The sequence below is a fragment of the Streptomyces sp. NPDC001980 genome (assembly GCF_040296885.1).
Lineage (GTDB): Bacteria > Actinomycetota > Actinomycetes > Streptomycetales > Streptomycetaceae > Streptomyces.
Genome location: NZ_JBEOYD010000009.1, coordinates 304,671 through 324,485, shown reverse-complemented (window position 1 = coordinate 324,485; position 19,815 = coordinate 304,671). Strand labels below are relative to the sequence as shown.

The following is a 19,815-nucleotide window of genomic DNA, read 5'->3' as shown; positions in this document are numbered from 1 at the left end:
GTTACCTCAGGCCCCCTTGGCCGCGGTGCGGACCAGGACGAGGCCGCCGTTCGGACCGGGAACCGCGCCCTTGATGAGCAGCAGACCCTTCTCCGCGTCAACGGCGTGGACGGTCAGGTTCTGGGTGGTGACACGCTCGTTGCCCATGCGACCCGCCATGCGGAGGCCCTTGAACACGCGGCCCGGGGTGGCGCAGCCACCGATGGAACCGGGCGAGCGGTGCTTGCGCTGGGTGCCGTGACCGGCGCCGAGGCCCTTGAAGTTGTGACGCTTCATGACACCGGCGAAGCCCTTGCCCTTGCTCTTGCCGGTGACGTCGACCTTCACGCCGGCCTCGAAGACCTCGGCGGTGACTTCCTGACCGAGCGTGTACTCGGCGGCGTCGGCCGTCCGGATCTCGACGAGGTGGCGACGGGGGGTGACGTCGGCCTTCGCGAAGTGGCCCTTGAGGGGCTTGTTCACCTTGCGCGGGTCGATCTCGCCGAAGGCGATCTGGACCGACTCGTAGCCGTCGACGTCGTTGGTACGGACCTGGGTGACGACGTTGGGGCCGGCCTTGACGACGGTGACCGGGACGACACGGTTGTTCTCGTCCCACACCTGCGTCATGCCGAGCTTCTCGCCCAGGATGCCCTTGATCTGCTTAGCCATTCTCAGATCACCGGCCTCAGAGCTTGATCTCGATGTCGACACCGGCCGGGAGGTCGAGTCGCATCAGAGAGTCAACGGTCTTGGGGGTCGGGTCGAGGATGTCGATCAGGCGCTTGTGGGTGCGCATCTCGAAGTGCTCGCGCGAGTCCTTGTACTTGTGCGGCGACTTGATGACGCAGTACACGTTCTTCTCAGTGGGCAGCGGCACCGGGCCCGCGACCGACGCACCAGTCCGGGTCACCGTCTCGACGATCTTCTTCGCCGAGGAGTCGATGACCTCGTGGTCGTAGGCCTTGAGCCGGATGCGGATCTTCTGTCCCGCCATGGCTACTCAGTAGTCCTGTCTTTGCACGCTCTGGAACCCGGCGGTTCCGCCATCCTTCTCCGACCCACGCGGTCGGGTGTGTCGCGCTCTCACCGACACAGATGCCCCTTGTTCGAGCATCCCTGCTGGGAAGCACGGCCCTTCCGGAACCGCAAGCCGGGGGCGGAAGGCCCACCGGGCGCCTGGCCGGTGCCGCACTGCACTTCCCGAAAGATTCCCGTACGTCCGCCCCAGTGCTGCCGTAGTGGCAGTTAGGACGACGAGTACTGTGGGACTCGCTTCCGGTCCTCCCGGCGGGAGGCGCGCAGCATCAACACTCGGCCGAGCAACTCCGACAGTCTGCCATAGAGGGCGGGGGGCTGGCCAATCGGGGGGCGGAGAGCATACCCCCAGGGGGGCGAAGGTCAAACACAGGCTCGGGTGTACGCGCCGGGACTCCCCCGCCGACAGGGCTCAGAACCCCCACGGATCGGGGTGGACCACGGCCCCGGGCTCCTCCGACCAGGTCAGACGGGCCTCGATCTGGTCCCCCGTGAGGTCGAGCAGCCGATCGACGACCCAGCCGTTCCACTGAACGGCACGGGGGAACTGCGGCAGACGGAAGGCAGGCAGCTGGGCCGGCAGTGCCTCGGGCCGGTACACGGGCCTCTTGACCTCGCCGTTCCGCTTCGGCTTGGACGACCTGCGCAGATCCAGGCAGTCGACCACCTGGTCGACCAGGTAGAGGACGTAGTCGTCGCCCTCGGCCTTGTCGATCGCCACGGGCACCAGGCTTCCGGCCGTCATCAGCTCCTCTCCGAACCGCTCGGCGAGCCGGCGGCTGAGCACGGGGGCGGCGGGGCTGCTGCTGGGAAACTCGCTCTTGGGCGTACCGTCGTCGTCCAGCCATTCGGCACGCAGCCCGGTGGGCCGCTCCTCCTCACCTCCCTGACCCTGCCAGCGCATGAGCCGGACCTCGTCCGTGCCGTTCAGTCGCAGCGTCTCGTAGTCGACCAGGCTCGGCAGGAGGCGGTGGACCGCCAGGCCCCGCCGGGGGGCGCCGGGCACCGCGTCACCATCCGTACGGGCCAGGGGGCCGGCCGACCGGGGGGTCAGCACAGGCTCGCCTCCACCAGGGGCAGAAGCTCGTCGAGGCCCAGCTCTTGTGTCCCGGACGCGTCCGAGAGCACCCACGTGCCGTCCTGGTCCCATTGCACGCGGCGCACCTCACCGGCGTGGTTCTCGTACTCCACGAATCCACCGGGAGCGTTCCTCAGCTCCGGGATCTCGGCCAGCAGGACCTCGGGCCGGGCCAGGGCACGCCCCGGGTTGTTGCTGCCTCCGCCGGTACGCGGGTTGTCGAAGCGCATCTTCAGGAACGGCATGGGCGCACGGCCGATGTCCGCGGTGGCCAGCATCTTGTGGTACCTGGCCTCCGCCTCCTCCAGCGTCTCCAGCCCCGAGAACTCGCACCGGTACGCGGGAAAGACGATGGTGGTCACCGGCGTGAGGTCGGGGTTCTGGACCCGGTGGTGGCCGTGCACCCCGGGGACGGTGGCCGCGACGGCGTCGAAGGAATATCCGGGCGCCTCGAAGCCGCCGACACAGATCAGGAAGCGCCCCTCGGTGATCAGCTCGGACTCGTGCGCGCGGGCGAAAGCCAGGACCGCGCGGGCCAGCGCCTCGTCGTGCCGGCGTACCTGGTTCATCTGGAGAAGCCGGGTACCGTCGGCGGTCAGCGCGCCCGCGAAGTTCAGCACCGGGTTCAGCCGCCACGTCCAGGCGCGGTCCATGCCGTCGATCGGCGTGGCCCGCGGGAACGCGGTGACGGTGGACTGCAGATCCATGGTTCCTTCCGGGGGGTCCGGGGTCGGTTCCGGGCCGGACGGCCCGGCCTTCAGCGGCAGGAGTAGTTGTCGCCGGTGTCCTGGCGATACCGCGCGTCCATCAGCGCCCCACCGCGGGAGTTCTTGCTCTTCTCCATCGCTTCCATCTTGCTGGCGTCGTTGTAGAAGTCGTTCCTGGTGGCCCGGCCGGTGTCGTAGCCGGTGCTGTTCCAGTGATCCACGACGGGCTGCGTGTGCTCGTACGTGACCGTCTCATGGAACGGTTTCGAACCGGGGTTCTTCGGGTCCCAGATGATGTCACCCTTGGAGTCGAACCAGGTGAGATCCTCCCGCGGGATCTTGTTGCCCTTCGAGTCGACCGGCCGCGCGTCCTGGTCCACCCCTTCCAGCGTCCAGTTCTTGGCCATCTCGTCGTGTGTCGACTCCCGGTAACTGGACGGGTACTCGCTCTTCCTGTTGTGCGCCGTCTCGGGCGCGTCGGGGTCGCGCGCGTACTGGCCGTTGTCCTCGTCCCGGTACAGGCCGAGCGGGTCGATCCACCGGTAAGGGTTGGACACATAGGCGGTGTCGTTCGCGGCGGGCAGCAGCCCGAGCGGATCGGGAGTCGTGTAGTGCCCGGTCTCGGGGTCGTAGTGGCGGTGGCGGTTGTAGTGCCACCCGGTCTCGGCGTCGGCGTACTGCCCGGGAAAGCGCAGCGGGCAGGCGACCGCGTCCGCCGAGTCCCCCGTACTGCCGGACTGCACCCCCACGGGCAGACCCCACAGCGTGGTGAGCCGCTTCCAGACCAGCTCGCCGTCGGGTGAGACGAGTTCGGCGGGCGCCCCCGACAGGTCGGTGATCACCGCGTGGAAGCGGGTGCCCCCGTCGGGACCGTCCGGCCGGCGGTCGATCTGGGTCAGCGGCAGGTGGGTACCCGGGGCGTAGTCCCAGGAGGTCACCCGACCGCTCGCCGTGACCTGTTCGGCGAGCCGTGCGCCGTCCCAGGTGAAGCGCGTCTCCTCGGCGAGGGCGCCATCCGCGGCGAAACACTGCTTCGCCACTCTGCGGCCCTCAGCGTCGTAGAGGTAGCGCCAGCGTGTGCCCTCCGGCGTCACCGCGCCGACGAGCTGGCTCTGGCTGTTCCAGGCGAACGCGCGCACGCGTCTCTGCCCGTTGAGCAGTCGGCGTACCGACCGGACGATCCGGCCGTCGGAGTCCCGTTCGTAGCGGGTCCGGCCGCATCGGCGGATCAGGGTTCCCGAGAACTCCCGGTCCCTGTCGTCGCCACCGGTGACCGGTGTCGAGGCCTGGACCAGGTTCCCGAGGTCGTCGTAGGCGTAGGTCTCGGTCCAGTCGCTGGCGTGGACGGCGGTGACGCGTCCGCCGGCGTCGAGGGCGAACCGCCGCGTGCCGCTGGTCAGTTCACTCAGCTCTGCCAGGTAGCCGTCGGCGCGGTAGGCGTAGCTGCGGTGCTGGAGCAACGTCTCCGCGCCCTCCGGGTGCCGGGAGAGCGTCTGGGACGTGAGCCGGTTGGCCTCGTCCCAGGACTGGCCGAGCGTGATCCCGGGGCCCAGGCTGCGGGCGGTCTCCCGTCCCGCGGCGTCGAACCGGAAGCCGATCCGATGGCCCGCGGCCTCCAGGCCGTCGGGGCGTCCTGCTGCGTCGTAGGTCCACGTGGAGACGATCCCGGACGGTGTCCGACGCTCGACCCGGCGGCCGAGTGCGTCGTAACGGAAGGTCGTGGTGCGGCCGTTGACGCTCTCCGAGACGAGCCTGCCCACGGGGTCGTAGGCACGGTCGACCCTGACCTCCGGTCCGGCCTGTTCGACCAGTTGCCCCTGTCTGTCGTAGCGGAGCACCGTGGTCTGTTCGTCGTGCCGGAAGGAAGTCGTACGGCCCAGGGCGTCCCTGCCGAAGGAGACAGTCTCGTCGGCGCCGTTGGTGGCCGCCACGAGCCCTCCCATGGCGTTCACCTCGTACGTGAGCGTGCGCCCGTTGAAGTCGGTCTCGGCGATCACCCGGTTCACCGCGTCGTAGGCGTAGTCCCAGGTGGCACCCTGGGGGTTGGTCACCTGGACCAGGTTCAGCTCGGTGTCGTAGGTGAACGTGTAGCGCGAGCCGTCGGGGCGGGTCCGGGCGGCGGCGAGCTGGAAATGCGTGGGCGTGTAGGTGCTGGTGTTGCCGGCCTCGTCGGTGTACCGCACGAGGTTTCCGGCGGGGTCCCACTCGAAGCGTTCCGCGGGTGCGTCACCGGTCTGCCGCCAGGAGAGCCGCCCCTCGACGGTCCATCCGAACCGGGTGACCTGCCCCAGCGCTCCGGTGAGTGCCGTCGTCCGGCCGAAGGCGTCGTACTCGGCCGTCGAGACGCTGCCGAGCGGGTTCGTGAGCCGGACCGGCAGCCCCACGGCGTTCGCGACAGCGGTGCGCCGGTTTCCCAGGGCGTCGGTGACGTCTGTCAGGAATCCGGCCGCGTCGTAGGTGTAGTGGGTTTCGGCGCCGAGTGGATCGCGGGTGGCGGTCCGGTTTCCTCGTTCGTCGTAGCGGTGCTGCCATGCGACACCGTCCTCCTCCGTCACGGCGACCGGCAGGTGGAGGTCGTTGTAGACGGCCGACGCGGACGTGCCGTCGGGGCGCGTGATTCTCGTGATGTTGCCAGCGGCGTCATAGAGGTAGCCGAAGGTGTGCCCCAGGGCGTCGGTGCGGCTCACCAGCCGGTCGTACTCGTCCCACACGTTGTGCACGGCCGCACCGAGCGGATCGGTGGTGGAGACCAACTGCAGCCGCTCGTTGTGCCGGTAGACGGTGGTACGACCGAGGGAGTCGGTGTACCGGGTGGCACGGGCCTCCGTGTCGTACTCGATGGTGCAGTCGAGCACGCCGTCTGCGCCCTCGCCCCGGACGACACGGTCGTGGTCGTCGTAGCTGTAGCGGTACCAGGAGCCGTTCCGGTCGGTTCGGGACTCGATCCTTCCAGCGAGGTCGTAGGCGAAGGTGTACGGCACTCCGGTGGAGTCGTGGATCGCCGTGAGGTCCCCGGCCCCGTCGTAGCCGAACCGCAGCATCGCCGTTCCCGCGGGCCCATCGGCGGGGTTGCGCAGACTGAGCCCGACCACGCGGCCGCCTCGGGTGTGGACGTCGAGGTGGTACCCGCCGGAGTGCCGTACCGCCACGGGCGCGCCGTCGGGGGTGCGGTCGAAGTGGACGCGGTTGCCGTTGCGGTCCGATATCGCGGCCAGCGGCAGGGTGAACGCCGATTCGTTCCGATTACCGTTCGCCGAGGGGGAGAAGTGCCGGGTGATCCCCGTTTTGGGGTCGGTGACCCGAAGCTCCCCGGGGTGTTCGTCGTCCGAGGTCAGCGGCCAGCGCGGTCCCGCAACCGGCAGCGCCGGACCGTCGGCACCCGGAACCGGATAGCAGAGGATCATGCCGTCCTCGGTGGCGAACAGCACCCCGTCCTCGTCCACTTCCAGCCGCTCGTCGAGAGTGGACGCCCATGACTCGCCGAACCAGTTGCCCCAGTGGTAGGTGGACAGGTGCGCCCGGCGGAGGATGACGGGAAGCACACCGGGCAGCCCCACGTCGGTCTGCTCGATGAGCATCTCCCCGGAGACCATGTCGACGGGGTCGCCGTTCTTGCACCGCCCCTTGCCCGGCTTGCTCTTCTCCAGGGCGTCCTCGGCTCCCTTGCGCAGGTCCTTGCCGAGTCCTCTGCCCATGGCCTTGAGGCCGCCCTTGAGGAACTTCATCTCCTTCACACCCTTGGCGAGCTTGCCGAGCGATGTGATGCCCTTGCCGCCGGGTATGCAGTCCAGGGCCGCGAACGCCACATCCCATAGGGACGCCTGCCCTTGGGAGTATTTGTAGAGGGTGTCCGCGAGCACGACGAGCGCGGCGACGAGCACGATCGCGCCGAGGATCGGCCCGCCGATGATCATCGCGATGATCCCGACGACCGCGACGACGACCTTGCAGACCGTGACGATGGTGTCCCAGTTGTCCTCGAACCAGTGACCGACGTCCTGCCACCAGTGCCGGTTCGGGATCCCCGCGTCGGAGGCCTCGTCGATCTTCCGCTTCGCCTCGCCCGCGGCGTCGTCGCGCATCTTGCGGGCGTCCTCGGCCATCTTCTTCGCGGCGTCGAGGGCGTTCTGGGCGGTGGTGACGTCCGACTGGGCCTGGGTGTGCGCGGACCTGGCGCTCTGCACGTCCCGGGTGGCCGCCCGCACCTTCCCCTCGTCCGGCTTGTCGGCGGTGGATTTGCTGCCGGTGGGGTCGTCCTTGTACTTGTCGGCTTCCTTCGTCGCCCGGGTGACCCAGGAATCGGCTGAGGAGAGGCGGGACTTGGCGGAGGACAGGTCCGACTGGGCCTCCTTCGCCTTGGCGAGAGCCTTGTCCGCCAGCGCCTGCGCCCGCTCCAGCTTCGGCCAGTAGTCCGCGAGGGCGTCACCGCACATCTCGTACGACTTCTTCAGCTTCTTCAGGTTCTTCGGGACGTCCTTGAACTGCTCCTTGAAGACCTCGGCGGATTTGCCGGCCCATTGGAGGAGGGTGTCCTCGCCGGCCATGCCCTTGACCAGGCGGAGCGCGTCGGAGACGTCGTCGGCGAAGTCGTGCAGCTGCGTGGCGAGGGTGCGGACGCGCTGCGGGTCACCGGGGGTGGGGTCCCTGTCGAGGTCGAGTGGATGCCAGTCCGCCGGTCGGTACCCCGCCATGTCCCGCAACCCCCGTCGCGTACGCCACGTCAAGAACCCTGTGCACAAGTGAACTTACAAGGAACGACCGTTCGAGGTGAAGCCCGGCGCGCAGACTGGGCCGTGGGCCGGGCTCTCAGGCGCCGGGACGGTCACTGATGGTCCAGAAGCGTGAGCCCTTGGGCGGCGCCGGGCGCGCGTTCCAGCCGGACAGGTCCTCTTCGGGGTCTCCGTCCGGTGTCCGCCGCTCCTTGGGCTCGAAGTAGAGCCGGTAGGCCCAGAACTCGGGAAACTCATGGCACATGAGATCCGGATAGGGTTCTGTCTCCGCGCCTTCATAGGCCGCGTTGACCCGCGCAACCGCCTCTGCGGGAGAAACACCGAACCTGGTCACCAGCACTTCGGCGATGTCCCGGAAGAACTCGAGCATCCCCTCGTCGAGTTCCACAAGAAATTCCTTGGTTCTCACCCCGATGCCCCCTCTGGTGTCGAGCAGTCAGGGCGCCGCGCCCTCGGTCGACGGCGGACGGTTTCCGGATCCGGCTCCGGTGCGAAGGCGGGACGGGCGCTGGGGAAGTCGCCGGGGAACACGTCCATGCGGGTTGTGCCGGAAAGGACGGCCACGAGGAACTCCACGACTCCGCCGTCGAAGTGGGGCCACTTGGTGTTGCGTGCCCCATTCGCCGTGACGGTCCATTCGTCCGAGGCTGCCTCGGGTTCGGTGACCCAGTAGATCGTGTCTCCGTTGTCGGTCTTCCCGACCGCCAGGAGGTGATCGATCCTGTACGGGACTTTCTTCTGCAAGCTCTCCGGCATCTGCTCCAGCAACTCGGCGGCGCGCTCGGCGGCGTCGACGAGACGTGTCGGCCAGAACTGTGAATGCGGATGCAGGATGGTCATGAAATCGTCGAAGCCGCCCGGCCCGTACCGCTCCGACAGCCATTTGTAGTCGTCGGGCAGGGGGACACCGAGTTCGTCCTCCACTCGCTCCCAGTCGACAGCGCCCACGGCCGCATCCGTGGGCGGCGGTACGAGTCGCAGCAGCTCTTCTCGTGCGGTCGTCACTGCAGCTCCGTCCGTTCAGCGGTGGCCGCGGCCGCGCAGGATCCGCCGGCCGTCTTCGATCGCGTCCACGGAGCGCAGCCACCAGTACTCCAGCTTGTTCCGCACCGTCACGTACGCCCGCAGGCGCTTGAACCAGGGCGGCAGGTCCCGGTACGGCACGAAGGTCAGCGTGTCCCTGATCGGGTGCTCGGCGACGCCGCCGAGGCCTTCGGCGCGCAAGGCCGCGAACAGTTCCGGGGTCAGCCGCCCGTTGAGCCGTGCCGCGTGCCCGGCCGCGACGAAGGCGTTCGTCCGCTGGAGGCCGTCCGGGAACCCCATCACCTTGACGATCCGGGGCGACGCCTCCTCCAGCGGGCAGTGGAACGCCAGCCCGATCACCGCCGTGCCGAGATGGTCCTCGCCGCGTTCGAACGCGGCGTCCCATTCCGCAGGGTCGTCGAGCCCCAGCAAACCCTCGCCCGTCTCCCACCGCAAAGGATCAGTCCGCGAACCGGAACGTCGACGTGATCGCGTCGAAGATGTCGAAGAAGGAGTCGGCGAGGTCGAGGACCTGGCTGCTGCCGGCCACCAGGGCGACCTTGCCCTCCTGGCCGGGGACCGGGATGAAGGTCTGCATCAGGACCGCGCGGATCGTGCGGTTGAGGCTGTCCTCCGGGATCGGGATGTCCTCGATGCCGTAGGTGCGGGCGGCGGGGCCGACGCCGGGGATGTCGACGGTCGTCACCTTGCGCCAGGAGTCGCCCTCCCGGTGGGCCTCCTTGGGGGCGAGCTGGGCGGCGATGGCGGCCGGGTCGTTGGAGAGGGGCGCGCCCTCGCGGGTACGGCCGCCGACCAGCGACACCGTGACCGAGCCGGTGATCGGGGTGTCGCCGCCGAAGCTCTCCGCCATGCAGCCGCAGTACATCGCGCCCGACTTCCACGCGTCGGCCGCGGACCTGCGCAGGAAGCCGACGTACGTGTCCCGGTACTGCGCCAGCTCCGGGTGCTGGGCGATCCGCTCGTTCACCATCCGCCGGATCGAGTCGTCCCGCGACTCCGGCCGTACGTCGAACTCCCACCACGACTCCGGCACCTTGATCCGGAAACCGCCGCGCTGAATGGTGAGCGTCTCCATGTAGCGGGCCATGCTGTACGCCACCCCTCCCCCGATGATCTGATATACGGTGCGGCCCAGACTACGAGACGCGCGAACGGGGGACGGTCACGTGGGCAACGGCAAGAGCGATCTCGCCATACCGCTGAGCGAGCTTGAGGACTACGGCCGCAAGCTGCGCTCCATCAAGGAACGTCTCAACCACACCAAGAAGATGTTCGAGTCCTACAAGGACGACGTCGGCAGCGGCACGGTCTACGACGCCCTCGACGACTTCGAGTCCAACTGGCACGACGGCCGCGAGGACATCACCAAGCAGATCGACTCCCTCGCCGACATGTCCGACACCGTGGTCCGCGAGTTCAAGAAGCTGGACGACGACCTCGCGAAGAAGGCGAAGGACGCGGTACGGCCGGAGGGCCAGCAGCAACCGCAGAGCGGTGGCGGGAACAAGGCGGAGTAGTCAGGTTTCCGCGGGGACAGACTCACGGCATGCCGGACACCGCACTGCTCATCATCGACATGCAGCGTGCCCTGTTGAAGGACGCCTACGACGGCGACGCCTGCCTGGGGCGGGTCGCCGAGCTTGCGGATCGGGCCCGCGCGGCGGGGGTACCGGTCGTCTACCTGCGGCAGCAGTTCGATCAGGTGCCCGCGGAGTGGCTGGAAGTCCATCCGACGCTGACGCCCCGGCCGGGGGACGTCGTCCTCGACAAGGACAGCGCGGACTCCTTCCTCGGCACGGCGCTCGGCGAGGTCCTGGCCGAGCTCGCCGTACACCGTCTCGTCGTCACCGGCTACGCCTCCGACTACTGCGTCGACTCCACCAGCCGCAGCGCCCTCTCCCACGGCTACGACCTCGTCCTCGTCGCCGACGGCCACACCACGATGGAACGCCCGGCCGGCGCCCAGCCCACGGCCGCACAGATCGTCGCGCACCACAACGGAATCTTCTCGATCATCCAGTACGCGGGCAGGTCGGTCACGGTGGCTCCGGCGGCGGAGATCCGCTTCGACGCCTCATGGGCGACCTGACCGGTCACGAACGCCCCGCCGCCGAGCAGTCCTCGACGTTCAGCACCTCGACCCCGCCGACAACCCCGGCGCGCTCCCCGCGATCCATCGGCATCACCGGCACGCGGTCCGCCGCGAGGCGGTGACGCCCGCCGCCAAGTAGTTAAGAAACCCAGGGAAATCCCCCTCCCCAACCCCACCCGCCTCCCCGCCGCCGCCCGTCACCCTCCGGAGTGAACATGGCCAACTGGGCTGGATTTGGTGCCGGTTGCCCGGCATATGCTCGCCGCGACAACAGCGGGTGACGGCCAGGGCAACACACGGTCACCCGCCACGCACATACGACGGCCCCCGGCCGGGACTAGCGATCCCGATCGAGGGCCTGACCACCTAGGAAGACAACCCTTCCCGATGGATGCAGAGCACACTAGCGCGCCCTCGCGCGCCCGGTCAGCCGTTCCCGGGCCGAACCCCTCCTCCGGGGTGACCCACGTCAACGTCCGGCTCACCACGCGGTACACGGTGGTCGACAACCGCCTCCTCCAGCACCGCGCACTCTCCCTCACCGCGATCGGCCTCGCCGGCCACATCCAGTCGCTGCCGACCGGCGCCCGCATCGACATCAAGTCGCTGACCGCGCGTTTCCCGGAGGGCGAGGTGCGGATCGCGGCGGCGCTGCGCGAACTGGAGGCCCACGGCTACCTGTCCCGGACGCGCGAGCGGCCGCCGAACGGCCGGGTGGTCTCGCGGACGGTGTCGTACAACCGGCCGACGGGGGTGGAGGAGGTACGAGAGGTTACGCCGCCACCCCCGCCTCCACCGCCGCCCCGCCCGGAGCGGGCACAGCCCCCGGCAGCACCGCCACCGCGCCCGCCGGAGCCACCTCTGCCGGAGCCCACGCGCGGCGCGCCCGATCCGCGGCGCACGGCCACCACGCTCCTCTCCCGCCTCCACCACGACGACCCCCGTCTCCTCCTCCCCGAACGCGAGGTGCGACGGCTCGCCCCGGCCGTCGACGCCTGGCTCGAACGCAGGGCTTCGCCCGATGCCGTACGACGCACCCTGACGTCCTGCCTCCCGGCCGAGCCGCTCCGCCACCCGGCAGGCCTCCTGGCCCACCGCCTCACGGAGTACCTGCCACCTCCACCACCGCCCGCCCCACCGCGTCCGCTCCCCTTCCAGGACTGCGACGGCTGCGACCGCCCGTTCCGCGCGGCGGAGCCCGGCCGCTGCAGAGAGCGGCCTGACCACCCCACTCCCAGGCCCTACGACTACGACGAGAGGCCCCGATTCCCCTCATGGTCAGCTCCCCGCACGAAGCGATGCACCGGATCTTCCAGCAGGATCCGGGGCTCTTCCCCCGAGCCGTAAGGGCGCTCGGCGTCTCCTTCAGCGATCCGGTCTCGGCATCACCGTTTCCCACGGACCTGACGGAGAACCGCCCCCTGGAACGCCGGGTGGACACCCTCCTCCGCCTCGACACGGTGAAAGACGGCAGCTTCCTCCTCGCCGTGGAGGCCCAGGGCAGGCAGGACCTCGACAAGCCCGCCAGCTGGGCCTACTACTTGGCGTATCTCTACGCCAAGTACAAGATGCCGGCGGTACTGCTGGTCGTCTGCCGGGACAGGCACACGGCCGCCTGGGCGGCACAACAGGTCAGCCTCGGTCCCCCGCAGTGGCCCACCCTCACCCTGCGCCCGCTCGTCCTGGGCCCGGACACCGTCCCGGTCATCGACACGCCGGAAGCGGCCGCCAAGGACATCTCCCTCGCGGTGCTGTCCTCCGCGCTGCACAGCCGGGCGCCGGAGTCCGATGCCATACTGAAAGCACTGGCAGCCGCCCTGAAGGGCCTGCAGGCCGACGACGAAGACACCGCGAGCATCTACATCGAGCTCACCGAACAAGGCCTGGGCAAGACGCCGGCCGCGGACCTCTGGAGGCACCTCATGGCCGTCGACCTCTCCATCTTCCAGTCCCAGACGGCCCAAGCCCTGCGTGCCGAAGGCCGTTCCGAAGGTCTCTCCGAAGGTCTCTCCAACGGCCTCGCCGAAGCCCTCCTCGTCGTCCTCAGCGGCCGTGGCATCGACATCAGCGACGAAGCCCGCGACCGCATCACCACCTGCGACGACCACGACACCCTCACCACCTGGCTCACCCGCGCCGCCACAGCCACCACCACGGACGAGCTCTTCATGCAGCCCAAGTAAAAGGACGGGTTAATTCCAGGTTATTCGAAATGAACAACCTCCGGAAATACCGCTCGGAAAGCCTGTGAAGTTCCCTTCCTGATCATTTTCAAACCCTGTGACATTCTCTCACCCTGCCTTTACCATCGCCCAATGCGTATTTCCGAGGTCGAAGCCGCCAACGCCCGCATGCTGGCCCACGCGCCATCGGTCAGGCCGGTCGCCACCGGGGACATCATCCGCGTCCACCGCAAGAAGTTCCCGTACCGGGGCTACGTGGAGATCGAGTCGCCGTACTGTCCGCCGTTCGTGATGTTCTGCGTGAACGACGATGCGGTGGCCATGGACACCCTGTGGAACGGGACGTTCGGCTACGAGCCCGGCACGCTCGCCACCTGGTCGCAGCTGGCCGCGCAGAGCTCGACGATCGCGGACGTCGGCGCCCATGTCGGCTACTTCTCGATGATCGCCGCGCATGCCAACCCGAAGGCGAAGGTGCACTCCTTCGAGCCGGTCGACCAGATCCACGCCCGGCTCTCGGTGAACGTCCGCTCCAACGGCCTCCAGAACATCAAGCTCCACCAGGCCGGCGTCTCCAGCGAGCCCGGCTGGGCCGACATCAGCGTCCGTTTCTCCGGGAACCTGCTCTCCACCGGCTCGACCCTGGAAGGCGGCGCCGCCCCTGACGCCCAGCAGAAGCGCATCCAGCTGCTCACCCTCGACGAGGTGTTCGCCGAGACCAAGCTGGACCTCGTCAAGATCGACGTGGAGGGGCACGAGATGTCGGTGCTCCGCGGCGCCCGGCAGGTGCTGAAGCGGGACCGGCCGACCCTGGTGATGGAGGCCCTGGTCGACGCCTCCCTCGACGACCTCATCGCCGAGTTCGAACCCCTCGGCTACGACGTCCACTGGATCGCCGAGCACGACGGTGCGCTGGTGCCCTGGAACGAACCCCGGCCGCCGCACACCCGCAACCTGCTCTTCGCCCCGCGGGACTGAGCCAGAGCTTCGCTGCACTGAGGCTGTCCCCACCCCCGAGCCGCCCGTCTGCCGGATGGTCGGGGCTCCTCGGCGTCCGGCACCGTGAAGGACGGAAACGTCAGTCGCGTGCAGGGGGAAGGACGCCATCGTGCGAAACGCCGTCGGGACCGCAGCATCTCTCCTGGCCCTCGCCCTGGCCGTACCGGCCGCGGTGGCGGCGCCGGGCACCACCGCCAAGGCCGCCACCGCAACCACCACCGGGCTGTGGCGCATGGACGGCTACGGGACCGTCCTCGCCATCGACGGGCGGGGGGCGCAGGAGTACCAGACCACCGCCGTCAGCTGCCTGAAGGGGTACTTCGCCACGGCGGCCCCGAAACCGGGGACGTACGACGTCGAAGGCGCCGTGATCACCGTGCGGCCCGCCCCCGACGGGGAACACGCCCGGTTCGGCGTCGACGTGGCGGTGGGGCACCGGCAGCTGCGCAGGATCGGCTCCCTGCCTGCCGCCTGCACCCGCCCGCCCGCGACCGACCCGCGCACCGCCTTCGACGTCTTCTGGCAGTCGTTCGAGGAGAACTACCCCTTCTTCGCCGCCAAGGGCATCGACTGGCACGCCGTCCGCGACCGCTACCGGCCCCTCGTTCACAAGGACACCACCCGGGCCCAGCTCTTCGACATCTTCAGCCGGATGATCACCCCGCTGCACGACGCGCACATCCTCGTCCTGGACGGCGACCGGCACTACGGCGTGGGACGCCCCGGCACCGTCGTCCCCACCGAGGAACTCAACGACAAGGTGAAGAAGTTCGTCGTCGAACGCGACCTCGCACAGGCCACCGGCCGACAGGACTTCGCGGGCGGCCTCATCACGTACGCCGACCTGAACCAGCAGGGCCTGGGCTACCTCCGGATCGCGAGCTTCGACGGATACGACCGCGACGACCCGTCCTACACCGCCCAGCTCGCCGAACTCGACCGGGCGCTCGACACCGTCCTCACCCCGGCCCGCACCCGCGCCCTCCGCGGCCTGGTCATCGACCTCCGCATCAACGGCGGCGGCTCCGACGCCCTCGGCATCCGCATCGCCGAACGCCTCACGGACACGCCGTACGTCGCCTACTCCAAGCGCGCCCGCAACGACCCGGCCGATCCGGCCGAGCACACCCGCCCCGAGCCGATCCCCGTCGTCCCCTCCGCCAAGCCCCGCTACACCGGCCCGGTCGCCCTCCTCACCGGCGGCTCCACCGTCAGCGCCGGCGAGACCTTCACCCAGGCCCTGATCGACCGGCCGGGACGGACGGTCCGGATCGGGCAGCCGACCCAGGGCGTCTTCTCCGACGTCATGGTCCGCGGCCTCCCCAACGGCATGGCGGTCTGGCTGCCCAACGAGGAGTACCTGACCCGGACCGGCGGGACTTTCGACGGGACGGGCATTCCGGCACAGATCACCGAACCGGTCTTCACGGACGAGGAGTTCGCGAAGAACCGGGACTCGGCGTTCGACCGGGCCGTGGAGCTGCTGCGGTCCGCCCGCTGATCCCCATCCCCTCTCCTCCTACAGCCGCCGGCTCTCCAGTGGCCCCAGATACGTCGGCGTCAGCCCGCCCGTGTCGAGCACCAGTCGCTGCACCACCACCGTGGGGTCCACCGACCAGAACGTCAGGCGGTGGACCCCGGGGGACGCCAGGGTGTGGCGGGTCGCCGTGCGGTTGACGTGGTCGGAGGTGTTGCGGGCCCACACCGCGTTCAGGAGGCCGTCGTCCGCGCCCGCGGTGATGTCGACCTGCTGGGGCGCCTCGTCGTCGAAGGACAGGGCGTAGTGCAGACCGGGACCCGTCGGCAGCGCCGGGTTCCGCGGGGACAGGTACGCCCACACCGTCACCTCGCCCGCCGACAGCAGGCTCACCTCGTATTCCAAGCGGGGCCAGGAGTCGCCCCAGCCTCCCGTCACCGGCCACGCCGTCATCCCCGCGCCGGTGCGGCCGATCCCGTCCAGCCGGCGCCACTCCCCCACCGCCCGGTCGTAGTGCTCCGCGTCGATCGCCACATAGCCGCCCGCCTCCACGAACCCCCGCAGGCCACGGGCCGGCGGCCGCTCGGCGGCGCACTCCACGGTCACCGACTCCCCCGCCCCGCTGACCGTCAGCACCCCGGAGGACCGCCCGGCGGGAGCCCGCGACCAGTCCACCCGCACCTCCACCCTGACCTGCTCCGTCACCCGCCCCCGTGGACGGTCCACCGTCAGCCACGGCACCGACACCGACACCCGGTAGTCGAAGGGCGTCCGGCCCCGGTTGAAGATCTCGACGTACTGCTGCGGGCGGGTCTGGTAGGGACTGAACGGCGGCAGGGTCCTGGTCCCCTCGGCCTCGGCTCCGGTTCCGGCTCCGGCCGCGTCCGCGTCCACCGACACCCCCAGCCCCGCCGCCTCCGGCACCTCGATCCGTCGTACGGCCGGGAACAGGACGTCCGGCAGCGCCACGTTGTCCTTCTCGGGCTGCTGCCAGGGCGCGTTGGGGCCGTACCGGTCCACGTCCCCGTAGTCGATGTGCGGCTGGGTCTGGAAGCCCTGCCATTTGCCGCCCGCCACCTGCGAGTTGAAGCGGTCGGCCAGGGCGAAGTCCGTCTCCAGGGCCTGCTCCGCCTGCGCGGCCAGGGAGTTCGTCGCGGCTCTGCCCTGCCGTGCGTACAGCAGGTTGGTGAACTCGGCCGCCCGCAGCGCGTACAGGTTCGCGGTCGCCGTCACCTCGTAGCCGACCAGTTCGAACCAGGCGTCCTGGGCGGCCGCCGGAAGCCGCCGGGCGATCCGCGTCGCCTGCCTTCCGAGTTCCCGCCACTCCTGCGTCACCCGCTCCAACTCGCCGTGGCCGAAGGAGAAGGGCGTCTGCCGGTCGTCGTAGACCACCTCGCCGGTGCCGGAGAGGGTGATGCGGCGGTTCAGCAGCTCCGGTTTGCGGCGCGCCTGCAACTGGCCGTAGCGCGCGAGCAGTTCGGCGATCTCCGGCGCCGCCGCCGCGCCGAAGTTCTGGCGGGCGTATCCGCGCTCCCACTCGGCCAGCCGGTCGAAGGGCCAACGGTCCGGATTCCACGCGTAGGTGAGGAAGAACTCCGTCGGGAGTTCGTTCCCCTTCAGGTCGCCCACGTTGGCCACCCACAGGCCGTGGTTGCCGTAGGCGTGGGCCTGGTGGAGCTGGTCCCAGACGTTGCGGAGGTTGGCGGTGTCGACCCACTTGTAGTTGCGGCCGGCTCCGACGTAGTCGAAGTGGTAATAGAGGCCGTATCCGCCGCCCCGCGGCTCCTGCGGGGAGGGGTGCTTGCGGATGTTGCCCCAGTTGTCGTCCGTGAGGACGACGGTCACGTCGTCGGGCGCCCGCAGCCCCCGGTCCCAGTAGCGCTGGACCTCCTTGTACAGGGTCCACACCTGGGGGGTCTCGGCGGCCGGTCTCCCGGTCACCTCCTCGATGATCCGCCGTTGCGCCGCGATGATCTCCCGCATGAGCTCGATGCCGTCGCCGTCGGGGAGGCCGGTGTCACCGTTGCCGCGCATGCCGAGGGTGACCACGCCCTCGAAGCCCTCGTCGACCATGCGCTGGATGCCGGCCCGCCAGTAGGCGCGGATCGCCTCGGCGTTGCGGAGGTAGGACCATTCGCCGGTGCCCCCGTAGGGGTCGGTGCCGCCGGTCGCGTGGCGGTTCCACTCCTCGATTCCCCGCATCATGGGCGCCTCGTGAGACGTGCCCATGACAACACCGTACAAGGCGGCCCGCCGGTGGTTCTCCGGGTCGTCCTCCGCGAACGCCCGCCCCCAGACGGCGGGCCAGAGGTAGTTGCCCTTCAGCCGCAGCAGGACCTCGAAGACCTTCGCGTAGAAGTCCGCGTTGAACCCGCCGGGACAGCCGGGCGCCTTGCCCGGGCCGAAGTACGCCGGGGCCCAGGTGCCGAGCGCCGGGTTCTCGTCGTTGACGAAGAAGCCGCGGTACTTCACCGCCGGGGTGCCCTGTGTGTGGCGGCCCGGCAGCACCCACGCCTGGTCGCGGTGGACCGGGGGCACGTCGTCCCACCAGTGCCAGGGCGAGACGCCGAGGCCGTACGAGACGTCGTACGCCCCGAAGATCGTGCCGCGCGGGTCGCTGCCCGCGATGACGAAGGCCTGCTCCACGCCGGGCATCGGGTGGTCGACCACCGTCTGGAGCGAGGTCTCCCAGCGGCCCCGGATCCCCGTCACGTCCAGCTTGCCGGCGGCCACCAGGCCGTCGATCAGCGGGCTGCGGCCGATCGTGCCGACGAGGACCGCACGGCGGGCGATGGTCGCGGCGGGGCGTACCCCGGTCACCCGCTCGATGTCGTCGCGGAGGTCACCCACCACCCGTACGACTCCGGAGTGGTCGTCGGCGCTCACCACGACGGGGGCGCCGACGAGCGGGAATGCTCCACCGGTGAAGGAGATGTACGCGCCCGGGTCCGTCACCCGCGGTCCGCCGTCCCTCTCGTCCGCCCACGCGATCCCCGGCGACAGCGCCGGCACCGCGGCGACTCCCGCACCCACCGCGCCCAGGACAGCCCTCCGGCTGACAGACATGGCTCACCCCTCCACCCGAATGCGATCACCCGAATTTGCTCAGCGGCATGACAAATGGTGGGGTGAGTGGCCCGTGCGGACCAGGGGTCGTGGGCGCCGAATAGTTTCGAACCCCGCGAGACGGCACGGGACAGCAAAGGGGCCCGTACGACCGGAGTCGTACGGGCCCCTTCAGACCTGCCTGGTCAGCCCTTGCGGGCCGAGATCACTTGTTGATCTTGGTGACCTGGCCGGCGCCGACCGTGCGGCCACCCTCGCGGATGGCGAACTTCAGGCCCTCTTCCATGGCGACGGGCTGGATGAGGTCCACCTTCATCTCGGTGTTGTCACCCGGCATGACCATCTCGGTGCCCTCGGGGAGGGTCACCACGCCGGTCACGTCCGTCGTACGGAAGTAGAACTGCGGACGGTAGTTGTTGAAGAACGGCGTGTGGCGGCCACCCTCGTCCTTGGAGAGGATGTAGGCCTGCGCCTCGAACTCGGTGTGCGGGGTGACCGAGCCCGGCTTGATGATGACCTGGCCGCGCTCGACGTCCTCGCGCTTGATGCCACGGAGCAGCAGACCGACGTTCTCACCGGCCTGGCCCTCGTCGAGCAGCTTGCGGAACATCTCGATGCCGGTGACCGTGGTGGTGGTCTTCTCGGTCTTGATGCCGATGATGTCGACGGTCTCGTTGACCTTGAGGACACCACGCTCGATACGACCGGTGACGACGGTGCCACGACCGGTGATCGTGAAGACGTCCTCGATCGGCATCAGGAACGGCTTGTCGACGTCACGCTCGGGCTGCGGGATGGCCTCGTCGACGGCGGACATCAGGTCCAGGACGGACTGGGTCCACTCGGGGTCGCCCTCCAGCGCCTTCAGCGCGGAGACCTTGACGACCGGCAGGTCGTCGCCCGGGAACTCGTACTCGGAGAGGAGCTCACGGACCTCGAGCTCGACGAGCTCCATGATCTCCTCGTCGTCCACCATGTCGGCCTTGTTCAGGGCGACGACGATGTACGGAACGCCGACCTGGCGGGCCAGGAGCACGTGCTCCTTGGTCTGCGGCATCGGGCCGTCGGTGGCGGCCACGACCAGGATCGCGCCGTCCATCTGCGCGGCACCCGTGATCATGTTCTTGATGTAGTCCGCGTGACCGGGGCAGTCGACGTGCGCGTAGTGACGGGTCTCCGTCTGGTACTCGACGTGCGCGATGGAGATCGTGATACCGCGCTGACGCTCCTCGGGCGCCTTGTCGATGTTGTCGAACGCGGTCGCCTCGTTCAGGTCCGGGTACGCGTCGTGCAGCACCTTGGTAATGGCGGCCGTGAGGGTCGTCTTACCGTGGTCGATGTGACCGATGGTGCCGATGTTGACGTGCGGCTTAGTCCGCTCGAACTTCGCCTTCGCCACTGGGGTCCTCCTGGAAGTGGTTC

17 protein-coding genes are annotated in these 19,815 nt (G+C 69.4%); 6 read left to right on the top strand and 11 right to left on the bottom strand.

Translation table 11 applies throughout. The features are described 5' to 3' along the window. Positions 1–6: 6 nt before the first annotated feature. The 9 genes from rplC to ABT137_RS17120 all read right to left on the bottom strand — a co-directional run bounded on the left by rplC (position 7) and on the right by ABT137_RS17120 (position 9,663). The gene (gene rplC / locus ABT137_RS17160; RefSeq protein ID WP_046732368.1) at positions 7–651 is read right to left on the bottom strand and encodes a 50S ribosomal protein L3; all 645 of its coding nucleotides are present in this window, start codon (positions 649–651) and stop codon (positions 7–9) included. Between the two features lie 16 nt (positions 652–667). Then, positions 668–976: a 30S ribosomal protein S10 gene (gene rpsJ, locus ABT137_RS17155; RefSeq protein WP_003948644.1), complete on the bottom strand. Its 309-nt coding sequence runs from the start codon at positions 974–976 to the stop codon at positions 668–670. Positions 977–1,429: 453 nt separating this feature from the next. Further along, positions 1,430–2,074, bottom strand: coding sequence for a hypothetical protein (locus tag ABT137_RS17150; protein ID WP_351709180.1), 645 nt, complete (start codon positions 2,072–2,074; stop codon positions 1,430–1,432). Then, entirely contained in the window at positions 2,068–2,802 is a 735-nt protein-coding gene (locus ABT137_RS17145) for a hypothetical protein (protein ID WP_351709177.1), read from the bottom strand. The genes ABT137_RS17150 and ABT137_RS17145 overlap by 7 nt, the downstream gene beginning before the upstream one ends. A 50-nt stretch (positions 2,803–2,852) precedes the next feature. Next, on the bottom strand, positions 2,853–7,493 hold the full coding sequence (locus tag ABT137_RS17140; RefSeq protein ID WP_351709174.1) for an RHS repeat-associated core domain-containing protein: 4,641 nt from the start codon (positions 7,491–7,493) through the stop codon (positions 2,853–2,855). A 115-nt stretch (positions 7,494–7,608) separates the two neighbouring features. Next, complete coding sequence (locus ABT137_RS17135; protein WP_351709171.1) at positions 7,609–7,920, bottom strand: hypothetical protein; 312 nt, start codon at positions 7,918–7,920, stop codon at positions 7,609–7,611. A 17-nt stretch (positions 7,921–7,937) separates the two neighbouring features. Continuing rightward, a complete protein-coding gene (locus ABT137_RS17130; RefSeq protein WP_351709168.1) occupies positions 7,938–8,480 on the bottom strand; it encodes an SMI1/KNR4 family protein in 543 nt (180 codons plus the stop codon). A gap of 72 nt (positions 8,481–8,552) precedes the next feature. Then, positions 8,553–9,011, bottom strand: a complete 459-nt coding sequence (locus tag ABT137_RS17125; protein WP_351709165.1) for a hypothetical protein — start codon at positions 9,009–9,011, stop codon at positions 8,553–8,555. A gap of 4 nt (positions 9,012–9,015) precedes the next feature. Next, positions 9,016–9,663, bottom strand: a complete 648-nt coding sequence (locus tag ABT137_RS17120; RefSeq protein ID WP_351709246.1) for a hypothetical protein — start codon at positions 9,661–9,663, stop codon at positions 9,016–9,018. Between the two features lie 79 nt (positions 9,664–9,742). Between ABT137_RS17120 and ABT137_RS17115 the strand changes: the two genes are divergently transcribed. From ABT137_RS17115 to ABT137_RS17090, 6 genes are all read left to right on the top strand, one after another. Further along, entirely contained in the window at positions 9,743–10,093 is a 351-nt protein-coding gene (locus ABT137_RS17115; RefSeq protein WP_089099441.1) for a hypothetical protein, read from the top strand. 29 nt (positions 10,094–10,122) lie between these two features. After that, positions 10,123–10,665, top strand: coding sequence for an isochorismatase family protein (locus tag ABT137_RS17110; protein ID WP_351709162.1), 543 nt, complete (start codon positions 10,123–10,125; stop codon positions 10,663–10,665). A gap of 462 nt (positions 10,666–11,127) precedes the next feature. Continuing rightward, positions 11,128–12,015, top strand: a complete 888-nt coding sequence (locus ABT137_RS17105; protein WP_351709159.1) for a helix-turn-helix domain-containing protein — start codon at positions 11,128–11,130, stop codon at positions 12,013–12,015. Beyond that, positions 11,943–12,851 (top strand): hypothetical protein, encoded by a 909-nt coding sequence (locus ABT137_RS17100; RefSeq protein ID WP_351709156.1) that lies wholly within the window; start codon positions 11,943–11,945, stop codon positions 12,849–12,851. Before ABT137_RS17105 ends, ABT137_RS17100 begins: the two co-directional genes overlap by 73 nt. A gap of 132 nt (positions 12,852–12,983) precedes the next feature. Continuing rightward, a complete protein-coding gene (locus ABT137_RS17095) occupies positions 12,984–13,829 on the top strand; it encodes an FkbM family methyltransferase (RefSeq protein ID WP_351709153.1) in 846 nt (281 codons plus the stop codon). A 163-nt stretch (positions 13,830–13,992) separates the two neighbouring features. Then, complete coding sequence (locus ABT137_RS17090; RefSeq protein ID WP_502984527.1) at positions 13,993–15,351, top strand: S41 family peptidase; 1,359 nt, start codon at positions 13,993–13,995, stop codon at positions 15,349–15,351. Between the two features lie 18 nt (positions 15,352–15,369). Here the strand turns inward: ABT137_RS17090 and ABT137_RS17085 are convergent, their stop codons facing one another. Together ABT137_RS17085 and tuf are read right to left on the bottom strand one after the other, a co-directional pair. Beyond that, positions 15,370–18,393: a glycosyl hydrolase 115 family protein gene (locus ABT137_RS17085; protein WP_351709147.1), complete on the bottom strand. Its 3,024-nt coding sequence runs from the start codon at positions 18,391–18,393 to the stop codon at positions 15,370–15,372. 205 nt (positions 18,394–18,598) lie between these two features. Next, positions 18,599–19,792 carry an elongation factor Tu gene (gene tuf / locus ABT137_RS17080; protein ID WP_351709144.1) on the bottom strand — a complete coding sequence of 398 codons (1,194 nt, stop codon included), beginning with the start codon at positions 19,790–19,792 and terminating at the stop codon, positions 18,599–18,601. Between the last annotated feature and the right edge of the window lie 23 nt (positions 19,793–19,815).